Below are 15,310 nucleotides of genomic sequence, written 5' to 3' on the forward strand. Positions count from 1 at the left end.
CCTTCGAGGGCCGCTGAAGAAGCGGCCGCCTCAGGGTGACGGATAACAGGTGTCCTCATCACGCGGCCTCCGCGCTGTGGCCCAGCCACTGCCGCACCCGCGCATCCGGGTCGGCGTGCTGGGTGACGTCGCTGACGACGGCGATGGAGTCCGCACCCGCGGCAAAAATCTCGGCCGATTGTTCGAACTTGATGCCGCCGATCGCGACCAGCGGGATGTCGCCGATGCGCTTCTTCCACTCGGTGATCTTTGCAATGCCCTGCGGCGCGAAGCGCATCGATTTCAGCGTGGTCGGAAAAATCGGGCCGAGCGCGATATAGTCCGGCTTCGCTGCAAGCGCGGTCGCCAGCTCCTCGTCATCATGGGTGGAGATGCCGAGCGTCAATCCTGCTTTACGGATTTCACCGAGGTCGGCATCGGCAAGGTCTTCCTGGCCGAGATGCAGGTGCTTTGCGCCGGCGACGATCGCCGCGCGCCAGTAATCGTTGACCACGAGTTTTGCCGGCGTGCCCTTGATGGCCTCCAGCGCGTCGGTCACGATCTGCAGCGCCTCTGACTCATTGAGGTCCTTGGCGCGCAACTGGATGGTGCCGGCGCCGAGCAGCGCCAGCCGCGTCACCCAGGCGACGTTGTGAACGACGGGATAAAATTTATCAGGATACGGCATGCCAGAACGGTGTCCCGATCACAGGGGTTGAAGGCGAGGCGAAGTCGCGGGCTTCCATCAACCCGGCCTCATAGGCGGTGCGGCCGGCTTCGACGCCGAGGCGGAACGCATTGGCCATCGCGACGGGGTCGGCGGCTTTTGCAATGGCCGTGTTGAGCAGCACCGCGTCGTAGCCGAGTTCGAGCGCGTGGGCCGCATGCGACGGCGCCCCTAAGCCGGCGTCGACCACCAGCGTGATGTCAGGCAGGCGCTCGCGCATCAGTTTTAGCGCGTCGCGGTTGGTGATGCCCTTGGCGCTGCCGATCGGCGCGGCCCACGGCATCACCACCTTGCACCCCGCATCGACCAGCCGCATCGCGACCGAAAGGTCTTCGGTGCAATAGGGGAATACTTCAAAGCCGTCCTTGATCAGGATGGCGGCGGCCTCGACCAGGCCGACCACGTCGGGCTGCAGCGTATCGTTGTCGGCGATCACCTCCAGCTTGATCCAGGGCGTGGCGAAAAGCTCGCGCGCCAGCTTTGCGGTGGTCACCGCCTCGCGCACGCTGCGGCAGCCGGCGGTGTTCGGCAGCACCGTGACGCCGAGCTCGCGGATCAGCGACCAGAACGCATCGCCGGTCTTGCCGCCGGCAGATTCGCGCCGCAGCGACACAGTGACGATGTTGGCCCCCGACGCGCGGATCGCGTCCTGCATGATCGCGGGCGAGGGGTAGAGCGCCGTGCCGATCAGCAGGCGGGAGGAGAAGGTCTTGCCGTAGAAGTTCAGCATGGTGTCGCAGCTTTCCATCTGTCGTCCCTGCGAACGCAGGGACCCCTAGCGTGAGCGCAATGGCGCTCATCGCGGCCGCGTGATCTCTCTTGTGGGCGCTGTGGCAGATGCCTTCCTTCAAAATGAAGGCCGGTGGCTATGGGTCCCTGCGTTCGCAGGGACGACGGGGGGAGAGATGGTACGCAAGCTAGCATCCCCCTCACCCTCCCTGCCGCGGCGTGATGATCTCGATTTCATCGCCGCTCTTCAGCACAGTCTCCGCCCAGCGGCTTTTCGGCAGCACGTCGTAATTCACTGCGATCGCGAAATGCGTGCCCTCGTATTCGAGTTCGCTAAGCAGGGCGTCGACGCGGGAAGAGGTGATCTCCCGCGCTTCGCCGTTGACGGTCACACGCATCGCATCACCTCATTGTCGATCGCGCCGCGCTGCACATAGGCAAGTGTCAGCTCGGCCAGTGCGGGGGCCAGCAGAAAGCCGTGGCGGTAGAGCCCGTTCACGGCGATCTTGTCGTTGCGAATCGTGATCCGCGGCAGATTGTCGGGGAAGGCCGGACGAAGGCCCGAGCCGAACTCGACGATGCGCGCCTCGGCAAACGCCGGATGCACGGCATAGGCTGCGCCGAGCAGCTCCAGCGCCGAGCGCACGCTGACGCCGGTGTCCTCGGCCTCGATCGAGGTCGCGCCCAGCATGAATTTATTGTCGCCGCGCGGAATGACGTAAAGCGGCCAGCGCGGATGGATCAGCCGCACCGGGCGCGACAGCTCGACCTCGTTCGTCTCAACGATGATCATCTCGCCCTTCACGCCGCGTAATTCCGGCTGCTCGTCGCGCGCCGAAAGCCCGCGGCAGTCGATCACGATGCCGTCGAGATCTTCCGCGCTTGTGTCGCAGTCGAACTTGATGGTGCCGCCGGCCGCCGTGATGCGCGCATGCAGCTCGGGGAGCACGCGGCGCGGCTCGACATGGCCTTCACCGGCATAGAACAGGCCATCGCGGAAACGGCCCTCCAGCGAAGGTTCGAGATCGCTGACGCCGCGGGCGTCGAGCCTGACATGGCTGGTGGTCAGTTTCGCAAAGCGCTCGAAATCGGCGCGGTCGCGCGCATGCGCCACGACAAGCGATCCGTTGAACGGGGTTTTCGGAAAAAGCTCGCGCCACAGATCCAGCGAGCGGATGCCGAGCCGGCCGATCGCAGGCTCGGAGGCCTCAGCCTCGCAATACGGCGCGAGCATGCCGCCGGCCCAGTGGCTGGTTGCGAGCGTCATATAGGCGTCACTGCGCTCATACAAAGTGACGGCATGGCCGGCCTGTGCGAACAGCAGCGCCTGCCATGCGCCGGCAATGCCCGCGCCGATGATGGAAACGGGGGAGTCCCCGCGTAGATCTGACTTCTGGTACATCCCTGTCCCTTCGCCGGCATGACCCGGATCAGGTTCAAAGGGTCACCGCGGTCTCAGGCTGAACTGCCCAAGCTTGCGGTATCTCAGCTCCTCATCGGAGCACCCCTCGGAACAGGGCTAATGTAGGCAGTTGGGCGGGGGTGTCAACGCGGCTTTGCGGGAACTGCACCGCTACCATGCCCCGGACGCGACGCAGCGCCTCTTGGCGGTGCGCCGCTGAGCCGAGGCCCAAAGGTTGCCTCGGGAGGTCCCGGTTCTGCGGAGCAGCGCTAGGCGCCGCACCGCGCCCGGGACACGAAATTTAGCTATTCGGGGGCCTGCAGCGCATTCGCGTCTGCGGGCCTGGCGATGATTTTCGGCGGCCCGCCACTCGCAAGCACGGGCGCGATCTGCAGGGGCCGCTCCTGCCGCTGGCGCTTTGCGGCGTAGTAATAGCCGCTCGCATAATAACGCACGGCTCGACCGTGATCGCTGTTGGCGGCGCGATAGGCGCCGGCCAGATATTTGATGCCCCAGGCGAGATTGGTGTCGGGATCGCGCAGGCCCGCGGCGTCGCCGGTGTAGCCGAGGCCCCGCGCGGTCGGCAGCTTGATCTGCATCAATCCGATGGTGCCGCCGCGTCCGACGAGGTTGGGATGATATTTGCTCTCGCGCACGATCACCCGGTGCACCAGCGCTTCCGGCACGTTGTTGGCTCGCGCATGGGTTGCGACCATGCTCTCATATTGCGCGCGGCTCTGCGCCATCGCCCCGGGCGAAACCAGCAGCGCCGCCGTGGCGGAGAGCCAGGCGAATTTCGGCAAACTTTTCATAAAAACCATCTCGGCGGACGGGCGCGTTTAACCATTGGCACTTTCGGTAGTTCCATTAGCGGGCGCAGATGTGGCGAAAAACCGGCGGCATCGCGGCGAGGTATCCGCGGCCGGTGCACTCGTTAACGGACTCGGGCGAGCGTGACGCCCAGATTGTTACTGCGGCGCATCGCGTCTGCTACGCCAGTCTGCGTCATGCCGACGCGCACGATTGTCGTGCAAATGAATCGACGAAAGTGTACAAGCGTTGCCGCCAGAACATCCAATTCCGGCAGCAATCCTGTCTCATTCAATGACATAACCAATCATCGATTAAACAAAACGTCGTCAGCAAGACGTCAAAAGGGAGATGCGCCATGGCTCGACTCGATTCCAGCTCTCTGCCTCGCGGTAATCCCTGTGCCCAGTGCGGTAAGCCGATCCCGAGACCCGATTGGGTCGAGAGCAGCCCGGGCCGCACGTCCTTCCTCTGGTTCTGCCGCGCCTGCGACTATCGCTTCGAGGCGATCGCGATCTACGAAGAAGCTGATCCCGACGCGCTGGCAGCCTGACGCAAATATCTAGGCCGCGGAGCGGCCGCTGTTCTGGTGCGTTGGCAATCGCATGCGAACCACCAGTCCGTGCGGCTGCCGGTCGCGCAGCGACAGCGTGCCGCTATGCGCTGTTGCGATGGCGTTCGTGATCGAAAGACCAAGGCCGAACCCCGCCGCTTCATCCATGTTGCGGGCCTCGTCGCCGCGCACGAACGGCTCCAGCATATTCTGCTTCAGCGCATCCGAAATGCCGGGGCCGTCGTCTTCGACGTCGATGATGAGCTGATCCGCCGAAACGCGAAGGCGGATCACCGCTTCGGCGCCGAATCGCACGGCATTCTCCACCAGGTTGGTGACGGCGCGGTGCAAATCGTCGGGCCGCACCGTGGCCATGGCATGCGCGGGGCCGTCATAGGCGACCCTGCATCCCATGTCGCCGAACTGGTCGGTGATGAGCTGCAGCGTGCTGGCGATGTCGGCCAGCGTCATCGCTTCCAGCCGACGATCGTTGCGCAGGAACGACAGCACCGATTCCAGCATCGCGCGCATCTGGTCGAGATCGTCGAGCATGCGGCTACGATGGGTCTCGTCCTCGATGAATTCGGAGCGCAGCCGCATTCTTGTAATCGGCGTGCGCAGATCGTGGCTGATCGCGGCGAGCATCCTGGTGCGGTCGTCGATCAGGCCGGTGATGCGCTGGCGCATGCGATTGAGCGCGCACCTTGCGGCAGAGGGTGAGGCCGTCCTCGCCGGGCAGCATGACGTCGAGGATCAGGAGATCTATTCTGCGGTCGGTCATGGCGCGCGCCATCTCGCAGGGAATCTTCAAGGCCGCCTTCGCCAACGGCCCCGGCGGGGCTGGCGGCCCCCCTCCGGGCGGCCCCGGCGGTCCGCCCCCTGCGGATGGCGTGTCCTCGAGCGACGACTCTTCGTCGAGCACGACTTCGATCGACGACATTCTCAAGCAGTTCCTGCAATCGCTGCAGGAATCGCTGTCGGCTTCGTCATCGACGACCTACGGTGCAACCGGCAGTTCAAGCGTGAGCAGCAGCGGTTCCTTCTCGGCATTGCTGATCGATTATCAAAGCTGAGCCCGCGGATCGCGTTTCAGCGCGGAGCGGACAAGGCGACGCAGCAACCATCCTTTCCGAAAGGGAAGGATGGTTGTCTCATTTTTACCCGGTGGAACCCGAACGCGGGTCGTCGCGTTGATTGTTCGATTCATGTGGAGGGTCCGATGGCAAGCGACGTCATGGCCAAGCCGCATCCCTTGATCGCGAGCGACCGTGTCGAGGGGACCGCGGTGCGGCGGCCGAACGGGGACATGATCGGCCATATCGAACGGGTGATGATCGACAAGGTCACCGGTAAAGTATCCTATGCAGTCCTGAGTTTCGGCGGGTTTCTGGGCATCGGGGCCAATCTGATTCCGTTGCCGTGGGGGCGGCTTCGCTACAGCACGAAGTTCGAAGCCTACGAACTCGACATCGACGATGAAGAGCTGAAGCGCGCGCCGTCATTCCGTGCCGACAAAGATTTCGACTGGGGCGATCGCGCGAAGGAAGCCGAGCTGCATCGCTATTACGGCATGCCGCCTTACTGGGGCGGCTTCTGACCGCAGTGCGGCGCACCTGTTCCGTGCGAAATGCGTGGAACACTTGTTGACGTGACGGGTTCTTCCAGAGCGTTTCTGAAATGAGGAGATGAGGAGAACCGACATGTTAACCAAAACTGCCGTTGCCGGCATCGCGGCCTCCGCGCTGCTGGCGAGCGTCGCGTTCGCGCAACAAAGTCCTTCGGCAACGACTGACAGCGCCACCACCGCCGCGCCTGCGGCTTCATCCGATACCTCGTCGTTCAAGGGTAACTGGCGGACCTCGAAGCTGGTCGGCCTGAATGTGTACAACGACAGCAACGAAAGCCTCGGATCGATCAACGATCTGCTGACCGACAAGAGCGGCGACATCAAAGGCGTGGTGATCGGTGTCGGCGGCTTCCTCGGCGTCGGCGAGCATCTGGTTGCGGTGCCGATCGACAAGGTGAAGTTCGTCGATGAGCCGATTGCCTATACCGGCACGGCCGGCGCGCCTGCCAGCGGCGGCGCAAGGCCTGGGACAACAGGCACGGGTACGACGACGGGCGCAGCGCCGGCCGCGGCTCCTCCCAAGAAGAATCCGTGGTATCCGGATCACGCCGTGTTCAGCGCAACGAAGGATCAGCTGAAGTCGATGCCGGAGTTCAAGTACTCGACCGAGTGAGGCATCGGTCGCGCAGCAATGACTTTCACAAATGGCCGGACGGCGTAAGCCGCCCGGCCATTGTGTTTTATGGGCGTGTGTTTTATGGGCGCACGCTGGCGTAAACGCTCGCAATGGTGCAGCGCATCCTATTCACGATGCACGTCCCGATGTTAGGTTGTCTCGCGGCAGGAGCACCTGTGTCCTGCCTTGTATAGACCCTTGCATCAACGGGAGGACGACATGGCTGATAGCGTCTACAAAGTCATCGAGCTGATCGGCACCAGCACGGAATCCTGGGAGAAGGCCGCTGCCGCCGCGGTCAGTCGCGCTGGAGAGTCGCTGCGCGATCTGCGCGTCGCCGAGGTCATGAAGCTCGATCTGCAACTGGACGCCAGCGGCAAGGTCGAAGCCTACCGCGCCAAGCTGAGCCTCTCGTTCAAGTTCGAGGGGTCGTAGCGGCGGGATGATGCGTGGGTGGGCAAAGCCACCGGGTCGCGCGAACGCGCGCCCGATGACAGGCTCCGCGTGCCCACCATCCATCAACGGATCGAAGCTTGAATGGTGGGCACGCTGCAGCTTTGCCAACCCTTGGACTTGAGGCGCGCTGCACGCCGTCACAGCGCCGGCAGCGCGGTCACATAGACGTTGATCGCGCCTTCGGCTTCCGCGATCACGCGCAGCGTTTTGGAATCGAAGGCGATGTCGGCGAGCCGCAGCTTGTTGATCTCGGCCGAGACCCGCAGGCCGTCCTCGTTCTTCTGGAAATCGGCGATCACTGCCGCAATCTTTTTCTGGGCGTTGCTTGCGAACGGCTTGAGGTCGACGGTCGCCTTTTCCGCCAGCGTCTTTTGCAAGTGCGGGATGGCCGCGCGCGCAGCAGTGCCCAGCAGCCCGAAGGCGGCCTCCGACTCGACGGCGAGTTCGATATCGGTCAGCCGCAGCGTCTGCTCGGCCTGATCGAGCACCGGCCTTCCCCAGATATGCACATTGGCCTCGCCGCCGAGGCTTAAGAAGCTCTTCTTTTCCTTGGTGCTCACCAGCAGCGAAATCAGCAGGCGGTTGCCCGACGCCGCGACGCTGGCGCGCTTGACGGTGACGTCGACCGCGCCGGAACCATCTTCCGGAAAGGTCTTTCCGGCGAACTGCGCTTCCACGATCTTGTTGATCTCGGTGAAGGGCATGTCGATGGGAACGGCGATCGCGACCCGTCCGGGCGTCGGCGGCACGATGGCGATCGTGGCGGGGAACGGGCAGGACGGCTTGGTCTCAGTTGGCGTGATCCGGGTCTCCGCTTCGATGCCGAGCGTCAGCGTGAGGTTCGAAGCATCGACGCGCGGTTGCGCGGCAATCGCGCGGGTGGGGCGCAATTCCAGCCACAGCGGCGGCATCGTCGAACCGGCGGTCGTGCCCTGCAGCGGGATCGAGCGGCAGGCCTTGGCCCATTGTGCCCGCGCGTTTTGTTCAAAGGTCGGATCGTTGCGCATGCGCGCCTGCACCAGCGCGATCTGCTCGGCGACATTCTTGTCGATCAATGGCTTCACCTGCGCGGGCACGTTGACGCGCGCGCCCGCCACGCTGAGGCTACTGTCGCCGAGATTGACCTGCGCTGCGAGGTTCGGCTCGATGCGCCAGTTCGCGGCGATCTGCGGCCGCGCTGATATGACCACGTTGCCTTTGATCTCGGCGCTGGCGTTGAGATTCTTGATGTTCACGCTGCCGATCTGCTTGGCGACGTTGCCACCGAGCAGGCCGCCGAGCGCGTCGCCGACCGCACCGGTCGCCTTCGCCGACAGCGAGCCGGTTACGTTCAGTGTGCCCGTCAGCGGCGTCGCCAGCGACAGCACGTCCTGTGCGCCGGTAGCTACGATCGGCCCGCGCGAGGCGGTCCAGCCGATATCGGCATTCTGCAGGATCTGCGATATCGGATTATCGGCCTTGCCGGCGAAGGAGCGCGGCGCGCCGCGATCGGCGGCGTCGCGGATCGCCGACAGCGTAACCGCAATCGGCGCCATCACGGTGGATGCGCGCGGCGCCGGCGGCAGCGGCGGCAATTCGGCAAGCGCAGGCGGTCGGTTCGTGGCGCGCGGCGCGACGAAGTCCATGACCTTCAGGCTGGCCGCAAACGAGACGACAACGACCGCGAACGCAATCGAAATCGTCTTGAGATGCATCGGCAGACGCAATCGTCCCCCCGGATCCATTGAATCGCCCCGAAGCGTTCTACAGCGAAGAGGGAAGGTACGCCAGTGTGGTTGGGTGGTCGATGAAACGCAGGGAACCGCGCTTGGCCGCAGCGCTCGGCAACGATCCCGGCTCGGCCGTGAGCTCATTTGTGAGTACGCCGAAGGCGCCGCCATCCTCCAATAGTTGACTCCAGATTCTATACTGACTACTATAAAAAATGTAGTAGAGTCGGAGTTGCCGATGCCAGCGGTATCTTACGTTGCTCGTCCGGCCGATGCCCGCAGCTTCTGGCTCGGCTTTGCCGCCTATCTTCTTCCGTCCTTTCCGATCGCCTTCGTCTGGCATCTCGTCCTGTTCGAGCAGAAGTATCACGCGCTCCAGATCTATCGCGACGAGCCGGTGATCGCCTTTGGACTGGGTTCAATGGTCATCCAGGGCGCGATCTTCTCGTGGTTGTTCCCGCGGGTATTCATGCAAGGTAGCGGGTCCTTTCTGAAGGACGGGCTCTTGTATGGCCTTGGCGCAGGCCTGTTGTCGTGGTCGTTCACCACGCTCGCCGTCGCAGCCAAGAATGTGATGGTTTCCGTGCCGGACTATGTATTGCTCGAAACCGCGTTCACGATCCTGCAGTTCGCCGTCGTGGGTCCGCTGATCGCCCTCGCTTACCGAAGATGACGCGGAGGAACTAATCTCGAAGGCATGACCAATCTTCACTATCCGCAATTCTGCGCACTTGCCCGCGCGGCGGAAATCATCGGCGAGCGCTGGACTCTCCTGATTATCCGGGAGCTCCTTCTTGGGCCGAAGCGGTTTGGCGATCTCCTGGATCATCTTGACGGTATGAGTCCCACTTTGCTGACATCGCGCCTTACCACCCTGATCGAGTGCAACGTCGTGCGGCGAACTGCCTTGCCGCGGCCGGTCAATGCGCAGGTATACGAGCTGACGGAGATCGGCCGGGAAGTTCAGCCCGCGATCCGGGAATTGATCCGCTGGGGCGGTCGCTTCCTGTTCCCGCCGGTGCCGGGCGACACGTTCGAGCCGGACTGGGTGATGCTTGGCCTTGACGCCATTGCGAAGCGTTCACCCGTGCCGGAAATTAACGTCGGCCTCGTGGTCACCCATGGCAAGAAGTCGGCAGGCTTTACCGTCGCGGGCAGCGGCTCAGGTACGGCAATTCAGAGAGGCGTTACGGATTGCAAGGGGATACTGGAAGCCCCGTTCGACGCGGTGCTGCAGATTGTCGGGATGAGCGTATCCCTTCAGGACGCAATCGAGGCGAAGCGCGCCAGAGTTAGCGGCTCTATAACGCTGGTTCGCAAGCTTCCCCTTCTGTTCGACCTTGCGGAACGCCGGCGCGCAGCGCCCGCGGCAAGCTGAAAGGAGTAACCGGTGGCCTGGACGAAATCACCACAGTCGCTGATCGATCTGTTCGACAAGTCGGTCCCGCCGGGCGCAAACATTTCCCGCCGCAAGATGTTCGGCTACCCGGCGGCCTTCGCTAACGGAAATCTCTTTATCGGCCTGCATCAGAACGATTTCATCATGCGGTTATCGGAGCAGGATCGCGCCAGGTATAGCGCCGAATTCGGCGAACGACCCTTCGAGCCCATGGTGGGTCGGCCGATGCGTGAATATGTGCGATTGCCTGAGGAGCTACTGGCCGATCCGCGCAAGCGCGCATCCTGGATCAATCTTTCGCTGCGGTATGCCGAGACAATCGCACCAAAGGCGAAGTCCCCAAAGAGAAAGCATTTGCCTCAACCGGTGAACAGGAGTCGAGCATGAAGAAGTTTGTGCTGCTGCATTACGGATTTGAAAAACCCACTCCGGAAATCATGGCCGCCTGGGGCAAATGGTTTGAGGCAACCAAGCCGCATACTGTAGACATGGGCGGCTTCGGCAATGGCCGAGAAATCTCGAAGGGCGGAACGAAGGACCTTCCGCTCGGCCCCGACGCCATTACCGGATTCACGATCGTCAACGCGGCAAATCTCGACGACGCGGAGAAGATGGCGCAAGGCAACCCTTTCATTTCGAGCATTCGAGTCTACGAAGTAAGGTCGAGCTAACCTTCTTCATCGGCGTCTTCATCTATTTGGAGGATGATGCGAAAGCGGCCCCGGCTATGCCGGGGCCGCTTTCAGCGTGGGAATTGTTTTGCGGTTAGCGGATGGTCCGGCCGAGATCGGCGCGGCGATCCGTCATCGGCAGCACGATCACCTTGGTGCCGACGCTGACCCGCGAATAGAGGTCCTTGACGTCTTCATTGGTGAGGCGGAGGCAGCCTGAGGAAACGCGGGTGCCGATCGTCGAGGGGTCGTTGGTGCCGTGGATGCGATAGATGGTGCCGCCGAGATACATCGCGCGGGCGCCGAGCGGATTACCCGGGCCGCCGGTCATGTGGCGCGGCAAATAGGGCTGGCGGGCGATCATTTGCGGGGGCGGGGTCCACGCCGGCCATTCGGCCTTGCGGGTGATCGTCTGGGTGCCCGACCAGGTGAAGCCGTCGCGGCCGATGCCGATGCCGTAGCGCATCGCCTGGCCGTTGCCGAGCACGAGGTAGAGATAGGTGTTCGGGGTATCGATGATGATCGTGCCCGGCGCCTCGCGGGTGTAGTAGTTCACGACCTGGCGACGCAGGCGTGCCGGCAGCTCGAAGCGTTCTTCTTCCTGGGGCGTAGCCGCAACCGGCGGCGGGGCCGCTTCGATCTGCGGCAGGAAAAACGGAAACAGCGGCAGCGGAGCTGCGGCGGCGGGTGCGGAAAATGCGGTCGCGCCGATTGCCAGCGCACCAAAAGCGGCGGCAGCAAAGCGGGTGGTCAGGCTAAATGAATTAAACATTGGTCGCCCCTGTTTTAAATTTTGTCGCGCCGTTCTCGGCGCGTCGTTGGGGAAACCTGTACCGATGAACCGTTTCAGGACATTTGCACGAAATCGCCAAAATGGTTTCGTCGCGTTAGGGAATTGTTTCGTTAAGGTTTCGTTGACGGACCGGGCGGCGGACCGGCGCTGCCACTTCCCCTCTCCCCTTGTGGGAGAGGGTGGATCAATCGCGCAAAGCGCGATTGAGACGGGTGAGGGGTTCTCTCCGCGGAGACAGACCCCTCATCCGTCGCGGACTGCGCGTAACCGATGCAAAGCATCGGCGTCCCTTAAGAATGGCGGTCTTGGACCGCCTATGGCCACCATCTCCCACAAGGGGAGAAGGAAGCGTCCCCGGTTGCACCGGCGTTGCTCCCGCGCTGACAATCTACTTGATCGAAAAGGCGGCCCAACCAATCAGGTGGCCTAGCCGGCGCGCATTCGCGGCATGCCGGCCTCGCCGGCGTTGAGCACGACGCGGCGGTCGACGACCGCGTGGTGGAATTGTTCGAGCGCTAAACCGATCACCGAGAGGTCGCCGTCCTCGACTGCGCCGTCGTCATAGCAATCGAGCGCGTGACGCAATATGCCGTCGGCTGTGTTCTGCATCTCCGCCAGCTCTTGCGGCGTTTCCGCCTTGCGTACCCTGGAAATCAGGTCGAGCAGTTCATCGCGATGGCCGACATACACTTCGCGTTCGTCGCTGTTCCAGTAGTGCTTGAACCAGGCGCCGACCGAGCCCAACCCCGAGAGGATCAGGATCGCCCCCCAGATATAGTCGGTGTATTTTTCGAGGAACGTTCGCTCGTTGCCGTCGATATAGGCCGCCGCTCCCGCATGCGCCGGCAAGGCAGCGTCCTTGTCGGTGTCAGGCTTTTCGATCTGCGAGGCGGTCGGCAATTCGCGCGCAAGCTGCTGGCGGTTGGTGAAGAGCTGGCGGGCAAAGGCGGCGACCGCCGTGTCCGACAACGACTTCGGCGCGACGATCAGGTGATTGACGGCAACAGTGTCGACCTTGTCTTCCGGCCGCTGCGGCGAGGAGCCGAAGATGCTGGCAGGAATCTCTTCGGATTCGTAGATCGGGTTCTTCTTCGCGATCGCATCGGAAACCTCGATCGGCAGGAATTTCGGATCGCCGCGGGCCACAGCCGTCGCCGCGATGGCGTCCACGGTGATCTTGCTCTTGAGCGGGCCGACCGCCATGAAGGCGTCGACCGACTGATCGCGCGCCATCTCGCCGATCTGGTTGGTGGCGAACTGACTGATCGTGACCTTGTCGGGATTGATGCCGGACTCTTTCAGAATACTGCGCAACAACGCGACATTGGCCTGCGTCCGCCCGATCACGCCGACGCGGTGGCCGGCCAGCTCATCGAGACTCTTGATCTTGGGTGTGGGCTGCTTCTTCGAGCCCTTGGCGGGAAGGCCGGAAGGCGCCCACAGCACGACGACATTCTTGCGCAGGATGGCGACCGACTCGGCATTTTCCGGCAGGTTCAGGTCGCCGCGCGCCACCGCGAGATCGGCCTTGCCGGCGGCGAACAGCGCGATGCTCTCCACTGCCCCTTCCGTCGTGATCGGTGCAAGCCGCACGGAACCGTTCTCGCGCGCAAAGGTCTGCGCCATCAACTGGATCAGTTTCTGGTCGTCGCTGCCGGCAGGCCCGACCGCGATCCGCAGCGTCGTCGGGCGCAGCACGTAGTACAGCGTGCCGGCGGCGACGCCGAACGCGAGCATGCCGGCGGCAAGGATCAAAAGCGCATAGCTCCGGCGCTTTCGCCGTCGGCGGGATCGCGCAGTATTGTCGTTTGGGTCTGACATCGTTCTGTCACGTTACACGAAAATGCGTGGAGGCGAGCTTAAAAACATCCTTACAGAACGATGACGTCATACGCTTGAAATATCCATGTCCCAACGTCGGATTTGAGAATCATTAATCTCGGGTCCGGGACATGAAGATACTGATTGCGACCGATGCATGGCATCCGCAGGTGAACGGCGTCGTCCGTACGCTGACGTCGCTGGCGCGCAGCGCCGCCGCGCTTGGCGCCGACATCAGCTTTCTGACCCCGGACGGATTTCCCTCGATGGCGTTGCCGACCTATCCGGGCTTGCGCATCGCGCTGCCGAACCGGCGCGAGATCGCGCGACGGATCGAGGAGGCGGCGCCGGACGCCATCCACATCGCGACCGAGGGGCCGATCGGCTGGATGGTGCGTGCCTATTGCCGCCGCCGCAAGCTGGCGTTCACCACGTCCTATACGACGCGTTTTCCCGAATATATCGCCGTCCGCACCGGGGTGCCGGCGAGCGTCGGCTACGCGGTGCTGCGGCACTTTCATGCCGCGTCTTCCACGACCATGGTCGCGACCGACTCGCTGCGGCAGGAACTCGGCGCGCGGGGATTCCGGAAACTCGGTTTCTGGACACGCGGCGTCGACACCGAGCTGTTCAATCCGCATACGCCTGCGGCGCTCGATCTGCCGCGGCCGGTCTTCATGACCATGGGCCGCGTCGCGGTGGAAAAGAATCTCGAAGCGTTTCTGTCGCTCGATTTGCCGGGGTCGAAAGTGGTCGTCGGCGACGGACCGCAGAAGGCGCAGCTCGCAAAGCAATATCCCGACGCGATCTATCTCGGCGAGAAGAAGGGCGCGGACCTGACCGCGCATCTCGCCGCCGCCGACGTCTTCGTGTTTCCGAGCCTCACCGACACCTTCGGCGTCGTGCAGCTCGAGGCGCTAGCCTGTGGCACGCCGGTCGCGGCATTTCCGGTCACCGGCCCGAAGGATGTCATTGCCGATCATCCGATCGGCGCAATCGACACCGATCTGCGCGCCGCGTCCTTGCGCGCGCTGACGATGTCGCGCGAAACCTGCCGGAATTTTGCGCTGGCGCGTTCCTGGGAAAACAGCGCGCGGCAGTTCATCGGCAACCTGACGGCGCTGCAGCCGAGCCGCGCGCTGCGGCCGGTGCGCCGGGCGCCCGCCGCGAGCGCCGTGCAGGGTTGAGTGCAAAGACCATAAATCCAGTCATAAGCGTGAGACGAGAAGGCAGAACGAACCATGGCAGACATCATCAAGCTTGACGGTACCAGGCAGCTCGATTTCGACCGCGAAACGGTCGAGCAGGCCTATGATCGCTGGGCACCGGTTTACGACCTCGTGTTCGGGGGCGTGTTCAGCAAGGGCCGCAAGGCGGCAATCCAGGCGACCAACAAGATCGGCGGCCGCGTGCTCGAGGTCGGCGTCGGCACCGGCATCTCGCTGCCGCTATACGCGCCGCATCTGCGCATCTTCGGCACCGATATTTCGGAAGCGATGCTGCAGAAGGCGAAGAAGCGCGTCGACGAGCTCGGCCTGAAGAACGTCGAAGGGCTTGCGGTGATGGACGCCGAAAGCCTCGAATTCCCCGACGATTCGTTCGACGTGGTAATGGCGCAATATGTCGTCACCGCAGTGCCGAACCCCGAAAAGGCGCTCGACGAATTTGCCCGCGTGCTACGGCCGGGTGGCGAGCTCATCATCCTCACCCGCGTCAGCGCCGATGCCGGCATGCGCCGCTTCATCGAGCAGCGTCTGCAGCCGGTGGTGCGCCCGCTCGGCTTCCGCACCGCCGAGTTCGCCTGGTCGCGCTATGCGCAATGGCTGGCGGGTGCACGAGGCATCGAACTGGCGGAGCGCCGCCTGGTGCCGCCGCTCGGGCACTTCTCCCTGGTGCGTTTTCGCAAGGTCGACGTGGCAGCGGCCGCCTAGTGCGCGGCCGTTGACGTCGCGCCATCGCGACGCTGCGTTCAGTCACATGTCAACATCATGATGTCACATGCCGGACATCGAATCCCG

At 63.4% G+C, this 15,310-nt stretch carries 19 protein-coding genes, 2 pseudogenes and 1 riboswitch; of the genes and pseudogenes, 11 read left to right on the forward strand and 10 right to left on the reverse strand.

Annotated features, from left to right (window positions below; all coding sequences use genetic code 11):
- Positions 1-58: 58 nt before the first annotated feature.
- The 5 genes from thiE to V1279_RS05140 all read right to left on the reverse strand — a co-directional run bounded on the left by thiE (position 59) and on the right by V1279_RS05140 (position 3,649).
- Entirely contained in the window at positions 59-667 is a 609-nt protein-coding gene (gene thiE, locus V1279_RS05120) for a thiamine phosphate synthase (RefSeq protein ID WP_334433148.1), read from the reverse strand.
- Positions 654-1,436, reverse strand: coding sequence for a thiazole synthase (locus V1279_RS05125; RefSeq protein ID WP_334446214.1), 783 nt, complete (start codon positions 1,434-1,436; stop codon positions 654-656). The genes thiE and V1279_RS05125 overlap by 14 nt, the downstream gene beginning before the upstream one ends.
- Positions 1,437-1,635: 199 nt before the next feature.
- A complete protein-coding gene (gene thiS, locus V1279_RS05130; protein WP_334433151.1) occupies positions 1,636-1,833 on the reverse strand; it encodes a sulfur carrier protein ThiS in 198 nt (65 codons plus the stop codon).
- Positions 1,824-2,837 carry an FAD-dependent oxidoreductase gene (locus V1279_RS05135; RefSeq protein ID WP_334433153.1) on the reverse strand — a complete coding sequence of 338 codons (1,014 nt, stop codon included), beginning with the start codon at positions 2,835-2,837 and terminating at the stop codon, positions 1,824-1,826. Before V1279_RS05135 ends, thiS begins: the two co-directional genes overlap by 10 nt.
- Positions 2,825-2,954: riboswitch (TPP riboswitch) on the reverse strand. Its footprint overlaps the gene before it by 13 nt.
- A 188-nt stretch (positions 2,955-3,142) precedes the next feature.
- Entirely contained in the window at positions 3,143-3,649 is a 507-nt protein-coding gene (locus V1279_RS05140) for a transglycosylase SLT domain-containing protein (RefSeq protein WP_442894735.1), read from the reverse strand.
- A gap of 356 nt (positions 3,650-4,005) precedes the next feature.
- Here V1279_RS05140 and V1279_RS05145 point away from each other — a divergent pair, with 356 nt between their 5' ends.
- Positions 4,006-4,200, forward strand: coding sequence for a hypothetical protein (locus tag V1279_RS05145; RefSeq protein WP_083754684.1), 195 nt, complete (start codon positions 4,006-4,008; stop codon positions 4,198-4,200).
- A 9-nt stretch (positions 4,201-4,209) separates the two neighbouring features.
- Here V1279_RS05145 and V1279_RS05150 read toward each other — a convergent pair.
- Together V1279_RS05150 and V1279_RS05155 are read right to left on the reverse strand one after the other, a co-directional pair.
- Positions 4,210-4,914 (reverse strand): annotated as a pseudogene (locus tag V1279_RS05150) (ATP-binding protein); the annotation flags it as partial.
- Positions 4,880-4,996: pseudogene (locus tag V1279_RS05155) on the reverse strand (DNA-binding response regulator); the annotation flags it as partial. The pseudogenes V1279_RS05150 and V1279_RS05155, both read right to left, overlap by 35 nt.
- Here V1279_RS05155 and V1279_RS05160 point away from each other — a divergent pair.
- The 4 genes from V1279_RS05160 to V1279_RS05175 all read left to right on the forward strand — a co-directional run bounded on the left by V1279_RS05160 (position 4,980) and on the right by V1279_RS05175 (position 6,878).
- Entirely contained in the window at positions 4,980-5,273 is a 294-nt protein-coding gene (locus tag V1279_RS05160) for a hypothetical protein (RefSeq protein ID WP_334446760.1), read from the forward strand. The pseudogene V1279_RS05155 and the gene V1279_RS05160 overlap by 17 nt on opposite strands.
- 146 nt (positions 5,274-5,419) lie before the next feature.
- Positions 5,420-5,797 (forward strand): PRC-barrel domain-containing protein, encoded by a 378-nt coding sequence (locus V1279_RS05165; RefSeq protein ID WP_334433158.1) that lies wholly within the window; start codon positions 5,420-5,422, stop codon positions 5,795-5,797.
- 103 nt (positions 5,798-5,900) lie between these two features.
- Positions 5,901-6,440, forward strand: coding sequence for a PRC-barrel domain-containing protein (locus V1279_RS05170; RefSeq protein WP_334433161.1), 540 nt, complete (start codon positions 5,901-5,903; stop codon positions 6,438-6,440).
- Between the two features lie 222 nt (positions 6,441-6,662).
- Entirely contained in the window at positions 6,663-6,878 is a 216-nt protein-coding gene (locus tag V1279_RS05175; protein WP_334433163.1) for a dodecin family protein, read from the forward strand.
- 158 nt (positions 6,879-7,036) lie between these two features.
- Here the strand turns inward: V1279_RS05175 and V1279_RS05180 are convergent, their stop codons facing one another.
- The gene (locus V1279_RS05180) at positions 7,037-8,605 is read right to left on the reverse strand and encodes a DUF4403 family protein (protein WP_334433165.1); all 1,569 of its coding nucleotides are present in this window, start codon (positions 8,603-8,605) and stop codon (positions 7,037-7,039) included.
- Between the two features lie 241 nt (positions 8,606-8,846).
- Here V1279_RS05180 and V1279_RS05185 point away from each other — a divergent pair, with 241 nt between their 5' ends.
- Genes V1279_RS05185 through V1279_RS05200 form a run of 4 tightly spaced genes read left to right on the forward strand, consistent with a single transcriptional unit; the run spans position 8,847 to position 10,678 of the window.
- Positions 8,847-9,281: a hypothetical protein gene (locus V1279_RS05185; RefSeq protein WP_334433168.1), complete on the forward strand. Its 435-nt coding sequence runs from the start codon at positions 8,847-8,849 to the stop codon at positions 9,279-9,281.
- Positions 9,282-9,305: 24 nt separating this feature from the next.
- Positions 9,306-9,986, forward strand: coding sequence for a winged helix-turn-helix transcriptional regulator (locus tag V1279_RS05190; protein ID WP_334433169.1), 681 nt, complete (start codon positions 9,306-9,308; stop codon positions 9,984-9,986).
- A 12-nt stretch (positions 9,987-9,998) separates the two neighbouring features.
- Positions 9,999-10,394 (forward strand): TfoX/Sxy family protein, encoded by a 396-nt coding sequence (locus V1279_RS05195; RefSeq protein WP_334433171.1) that lies wholly within the window; start codon positions 9,999-10,001, stop codon positions 10,392-10,394.
- The gene (locus tag V1279_RS05200; protein WP_334433174.1) at positions 10,391-10,678 is read left to right on the forward strand and encodes a hypothetical protein; all 288 of its coding nucleotides are present in this window, start codon (positions 10,391-10,393) and stop codon (positions 10,676-10,678) included. The genes V1279_RS05195 and V1279_RS05200 overlap by 4 nt, the downstream gene beginning before the upstream one ends.
- A 94-nt stretch (positions 10,679-10,772) precedes the next feature.
- Here V1279_RS05200 and V1279_RS05205 read toward each other — a convergent pair whose 3' ends face one another.
- Positions 10,773-11,450 (reverse strand): L,D-transpeptidase, encoded by a 678-nt coding sequence (locus V1279_RS05205; RefSeq protein ID WP_334433177.1) that lies wholly within the window; start codon positions 11,448-11,450, stop codon positions 10,773-10,775.
- A gap of 447 nt (positions 11,451-11,897) precedes the next feature.
- Positions 11,898-13,226 (reverse strand): TAXI family TRAP transporter solute-binding subunit, encoded by a 1,329-nt coding sequence (locus V1279_RS05210; RefSeq protein ID WP_334433180.1) that lies wholly within the window; start codon positions 13,224-13,226, stop codon positions 11,898-11,900.
- A 197-nt stretch (positions 13,227-13,423) separates the two neighbouring features.
- Between V1279_RS05210 and V1279_RS05215 the strand changes: the two genes are divergently transcribed.
- Complete coding sequence (locus V1279_RS05215; protein ID WP_334433183.1) at positions 13,424-14,479, forward strand: glycosyltransferase family 4 protein; 1,056 nt, start codon at positions 13,424-13,426, stop codon at positions 14,477-14,479.
- A 54-nt stretch (positions 14,480-14,533) separates the two neighbouring features.
- Entirely contained in the window at positions 14,534-15,223 is a 690-nt protein-coding gene (locus tag V1279_RS05220; protein WP_334433186.1) for a class I SAM-dependent methyltransferase, read from the forward strand.
- Positions 15,224-15,310 lie beyond the last annotated feature (87 nt).

The organism is Bradyrhizobium sp. AZCC 1610, from assembly GCF_036924515.1.
In the GTDB taxonomy this organism is placed as follows: Bacteria; Pseudomonadota; Alphaproteobacteria; order Rhizobiales; family Xanthobacteraceae; genus Bradyrhizobium.

Excerpts from the sequence above, each read along its gene's own strand:
- thiE (WP_334433148.1), bottom strand. The coding sequence starts at position 667 with ATGCCGTATCCTGATAAATTTTATCCCGTCGTTCACAACGTCGCCTGG.
- V1279_RS05125 (WP_334446214.1), bottom strand. The coding sequence starts at position 1,436 with ATGCTGAACTTCTACGGCAAGACCTTCTCCTCCCGCCTGCTGATCGGC.
- thiS (WP_334433151.1), bottom strand. The coding sequence starts at position 1,833 with ATGCGTGTGACCGTCAACGGCGAAGCGCGGGAGATCACCTCTTCCCGC.
- V1279_RS05135 (WP_334433153.1), bottom strand. The coding sequence starts at position 2,837 with ATGTACCAGAAGTCAGATCTACGCGGGGACTCCCCCGTTTCCATCATC.
- V1279_RS05140 (WP_442894735.1), bottom strand. The coding sequence starts at position 3,649 with ATGAAAAGTTTGCCGAAATTCGCCTGGCTCTCCGCCACGGCGGCGCTG.
- V1279_RS05145 (WP_083754684.1), top strand. The coding sequence starts at position 4,006 with ATGGCTCGACTCGATTCCAGCTCTCTGCCTCGCGGTAATCCCTGTGCC.
- V1279_RS05160 (WP_334446760.1), top strand. The coding sequence starts at position 4,980 with ATGGCGCGCGCCATCTCGCAGGGAATCTTCAAGGCCGCCTTCGCCAAC.
- V1279_RS05165 (WP_334433158.1), top strand. The coding sequence starts at position 5,420 with ATGGCAAGCGACGTCATGGCCAAGCCGCATCCCTTGATCGCGAGCGAC.
- V1279_RS05170 (WP_334433161.1), top strand. The coding sequence starts at position 5,901 with ATGTTAACCAAAACTGCCGTTGCCGGCATCGCGGCCTCCGCGCTGCTG.
- V1279_RS05175 (WP_334433163.1), top strand. The coding sequence starts at position 6,663 with ATGGCTGATAGCGTCTACAAAGTCATCGAGCTGATCGGCACCAGCACG.
- V1279_RS05185 (WP_334433168.1), top strand. The coding sequence starts at position 8,847 with ATGCCAGCGGTATCTTACGTTGCTCGTCCGGCCGATGCCCGCAGCTTC.
- V1279_RS05190 (WP_334433169.1), top strand. The coding sequence starts at position 9,306 with ATGACCAATCTTCACTATCCGCAATTCTGCGCACTTGCCCGCGCGGCG.
- V1279_RS05200 (WP_334433174.1), top strand. The coding sequence starts at position 10,391 with ATGAAGAAGTTTGTGCTGCTGCATTACGGATTTGAAAAACCCACTCCG.
- V1279_RS05205 (WP_334433177.1), bottom strand. The coding sequence starts at position 11,450 with ATGTTTAATTCATTTAGCCTGACCACCCGCTTTGCTGCCGCCGCTTTT.
- V1279_RS05215 (WP_334433183.1), top strand. The coding sequence starts at position 13,424 with ATGAAGATACTGATTGCGACCGATGCATGGCATCCGCAGGTGAACGGC.
- V1279_RS05220 (WP_334433186.1), top strand. The coding sequence starts at position 14,534 with ATGGCAGACATCATCAAGCTTGACGGTACCAGGCAGCTCGATTTCGAC.